The 3,679-nt window shown below is 71.9% G+C and carries 5 protein-coding genes; 2 read left to right on the top strand and 3 right to left on the bottom strand.

The window, feature by feature from the left end; translation table 11 throughout:
* From FNX44_RS24960 to FNX44_RS24950, 3 genes are all read right to left on the bottom strand, one after another.
* Window positions 1-575, bottom strand: a 575-nt coding sequence (locus tag FNX44_RS24960) for an AMP-binding protein (RefSeq protein ID WP_143651255.1), incomplete at its 3' end; no start/stop codon positions are given.
* A 168-nt stretch (window positions 576-743) separates the two neighbouring features.
* Complete coding sequence (locus FNX44_RS24955; protein WP_143651254.1) at window positions 744-1,838, bottom strand: peptidoglycan recognition protein family protein; 1,095 nt, start codon at window positions 1,836-1,838, stop codon at window positions 744-746.
* 95 nt (window positions 1,839-1,933) lie between these two features.
* On the bottom strand, window positions 1,934-2,509 hold the full coding sequence (locus tag FNX44_RS24950; RefSeq protein ID WP_143651253.1) for an antibiotic biosynthesis monooxygenase: 576 nt from the start codon (window positions 2,507-2,509) through the stop codon (window positions 1,934-1,936).
* Window positions 2,510-2,606: 97 nt separating this feature from the next.
* On the opposite strand from FNX44_RS24950, the gene FNX44_RS24945 reads away from it, so the two are divergent.
* Window positions 2,607-3,134, top strand: a complete 528-nt coding sequence (locus tag FNX44_RS24945; RefSeq protein ID WP_143651252.1) for a (2Fe-2S)-binding protein — start codon at window positions 2,607-2,609, stop codon at window positions 3,132-3,134.
* Window positions 3,135-3,145: 11 nt separating this feature from the next.
* A partial coding sequence (locus FNX44_RS24940) for an FAD binding domain-containing protein (RefSeq protein ID WP_173019281.1) occupies window positions 3,146-3,679 on the top strand: 534 nt, incomplete at its 3' end.

The raw sequence follows: 3,679 nt of genomic DNA, 5'->3' as shown, positions 1-3,679 counted from the left end.
GGGCAGTCGGGGGTGAAGTCGGTGGGGGCGGAGTAGGACTCGGCGTAGTTCGTCCAGCCCGGTCGCGCCCCGCCGACCGCGATGCGGCGGTAGCCGCCGGGCACTTCGTCGAACTTGACGGTGTCCGCCGCGCGTACGACGACGTGGCTCACGCCGCCGCGCCGGACCCGGTCCGTCAGGTCCGCCGGCCCGAGCAGCGGCGTCGCGGGGATCACCGCGACCCGCAGCTTCATGGCGGCGAGCATGGTCTCCCACAGCTCCTGCTGGTTGCCGAGCATCACCAGCAGCCGGTCGCCGGGGCGTACCCCGAGTGAGCGCAGCCAGCACGCGACCTGCCCGGAACGGGCGGACATCGCGGCGAAGCTGATGCGTGTCTCGGCGCCGTCCTCCTCCACGATGTGCAGCGCCGTCCGCTGGTTGCCGTCGGCGAGCGGGTCGAACCAGTCGAGCGCCCAGTTGAACTCCTCCGGGCGGGGCCACACGAACTTGTCGCAGGCCGTCCGATAGTCGTCCCGATGTCGTAGCAGGAAGTCCCGGGCCGCCCGGAACTCCGCCGTCGCGTCGCTGATAACCATGGCCTCACCCTCACATCGTCGTGAGCAAGCCGGATCGCACAACACCTCACCACAGCGCGAGTCCCGGCGGAACCCCCCGTACGGCGGGCCGGGAGGGGCGCGAAGCTGACGCGCGGGCCCGTACGAACGTTCCCGCCGTCGCCCCTCCCGGCCGGCGACCCGCCGAGATCATCCGCTCAGGAGACGCTGCCAGTCACGCCGCACGAGCAGCCCGCCCGGCGACTCCAGCCGGCCTCCCGCCCGGCGCAGCGTCTCCACCGCCGCGCCGACGTCCGCGTTCTCGCCCGGACGAGCGGTCGTCGCGGTCAGCAGCGGCCAGATGTCCGAGCCCAGGTAGCCGCGCTCGTCCGCGCTCGCGCGCAGCGTCGCCGTGCAACTGTGCGGCAGCACGCCGTGCGCGTCGGCGAGCCGCGCCACCGCGCGACGCGTCGCCGGACCGAACACGCCGTCCGTCGGTACGTCGGAGAACCCGCGCGCCCGCAGCAGATGCTGCGCCGCCCGCACTCGCGGCCCGGCGTCGTTCGGTCGCAACAGCGGCCATTTCAGAGGGAGTTCGAACGGCCCCCGCTGTCCCATCGCCTTTGCCACGGCTCGGCGGAGTTCGTCAAGCCTGCCGTACAGGACCTCGCCCGGGCACTCGGTCGAGTTGAAGTCCCGGTGCCCCATGATGCTCTCCACCGGACGCCCGTAGCGTGTGGCGATCCAGGCGATGAGCGCCACCAGCGAGTCCCAGAGCGCGGGCGGCACGTCCACGGTGACGTACAGGCCCTCGTTCTCGATGCCGACGACCTCGCTGTTGCGGCCGCCGACATTCGCCCCGACGACGTGCCGTCCGCCGTCGTGCACCACCTCCAGGCTGCGGTGCCGCCCCTCCAGGACGTGGCCGCCGCGACTGTTGGTGAACTGCTGGCCCGAGTCGATCCAGCCACGCGTGTCCATGTGGAAGCGCTGGATGCTGCGGCAGACGCGCATGGCGTGCGTCAGCGAGTGGTCCTCGCTGTTGCCGGGCTCGGCGGTGTGGTGGACGACGATGTAGCGCGGCACCCGGTCCAGCACCTCGATCTCACCGGCCGGTGGCCGCGCGCCCCACTCGGCTGTCCCGTACACACGAGGCGCCGGCACCGAGCCCTTCCGCTCTGCCGTCGGCGCCGCGCCGGCCGGCCGGCCGGCCACCGCGATCCCGGTCGCTCCGGCCGCGCCGAGGCCCAGTACTCCGGCGCCGCGCAGCAGCGCCCGCCGGTCCAACGATGATGCTGCGGTCACGTTCCCTCTCCCTGGCCTGGGAGGACAAGAACGAATACCGCCCGCGGGCGGTCACGCGCCCACGTCCCGTCAGGTGGCGCGGCCGCGCTCCGCGCTCAGGGCCTGTCCGGGTAGAGCCACCCACGCAGGAGGCGGCTGAGCTGGGGCATCACGAGGTAGGTGAGCGTCGGGGCGAGGAAGAGGGGCAGTACGGCGGCGCGGAGGAGCAGCGGGACGTCACCCAGACGGGGGGCGGCCTGCCACGTGTGGAGCAGGGCGAACGGGTAGACGGCAAGCAGCGTCGTGAGCGCCATCTTCCAGCGGGCCGGTGGCCGGGCGACTCCGTCGGGGACGGTGAACCAGGACTCCATCCCGGTGGTCGTCAGATGGGGGTGCGCCGGGCGGGCGATGCCGTCGAGCCGGTCGTGCCATTCGGCCCGCTCGGCCGACCCCATCCAGCGTTCCAGGCTCTCGGTGTCCGCGAACCGGACGACGGCGTGGAAGCGGCGGCCTTCCCCTTCCGGCTGGAGCCAGGTGACGCCCTGCTGACCGTGGAAGGTGCTTGCGACGCGCTGGATGCCGTGCGCCCACTCCCGGAAGTCGGCCTCCCGACCCGGTTCCACCAGCCAGGTGTAGACGGCGCTCACCTGGTCGTCACCGGTGACACGCCGGTCGTGCGTGGGCTTCGTCATGCCGCCCACCGTAGGGAAGCTTGTCCTGATATGCACCTCGTGGTGTGAAGTCGGGCACCCCGAGGACGCCCCCCCCACACTCACCGGAGTAACGGCCATGACCCAGAGCGCGGCGGACACCGCACAGGCCACCGAACGCGGACCCATGCCGGAGAAGGTTCGGCTCACCGTCAACAACAGCGAACGAGTGATCGAGATCGAGCCACGCGTGAGCCTCCTCGCGGCCCTGCGCGACGAACTCCATCTCACCGGCGCCAAACGCGGCTGCGACCAGGGCACCTGTGGCGCCTGCACCGTCCTCGTCGACGGTCGCCGCGTGCTGTCCTGTCTCACCCTCGCCATCGCCTGCGAGGGCCAGGACGTCACCACCGTCGAGGGCCTCGCCCGGCCCAACGGCAGCCAGGACGGCCAACTCCCCCCGCTTCAGCAGGAGTTCGTCACCCACGACGCGTTCCAGTGCGGCTACTGCACCCCGGGACAGATCATGTCCGCCCTCGGCTGCGTCCAGGAGGGCCATGCGGAGGACAACGCGGAGATCGGCGAATGGATGAGCGGCAACATCTGCCGCTGCGCCGCCTACCCCCACATCCGCGACGCCATCCGCGCCGCCCGCGAACGTCTCTGAAGGAGCCCGGAATGCGTCCGCTCACCTACCTCCGCGCCGACAGCGTCGAGACCGCCGTCAGCGCCGTCCAGGCCGACCCCGGCAGCCGGTTCCTCGCCGGTGGCACCACCGAGATCGACTTGCTGCGTCTGCACGTCCGCACCGCCCGCCGCCTCGTCGACATCAACCGCCTGCCGCTCGGCGGCGTCGAGGAGCTTCCCGACGGCGGCCTGCGCATCGGCGCACTCACCCGAATGAGTGAAACCGCCGCCCACCAGACCGTCCGCGACCGCTACCCGATGGTCGCCCAGGCACTCGAACTCGGCGCGTCCGCGCAACTCCGCCACATGGCATCCATGGGCGGCAACATGATGCAGGCCGTGCGCTGCGGCTACTTCCGCGACCACCAGGCACCATGCAACAAGCGGGAACCCGGCACCGGTTGCGCCGCCCTCGAAGGCGTCAGCCGCACCCACGCCGTGCTCGGCACCAGCGAGCACTGCATCGCCACCCACCCCTCCGACGTCGCCGTCCCGCTCGCCGCCCTCGACACCGTCGTCCACACC

The sequence above is a fragment of the Streptomyces alkaliterrae genome (assembly GCF_007097205.2).
In the GTDB taxonomy this organism is placed as follows: Bacteria; Actinomycetota; Actinomycetes; order Streptomycetales; family Streptomycetaceae; genus Streptomyces; species Streptomyces alkaliterrae.
This window is presented reverse-complemented; position numbering and strand designations above follow the sequence as displayed.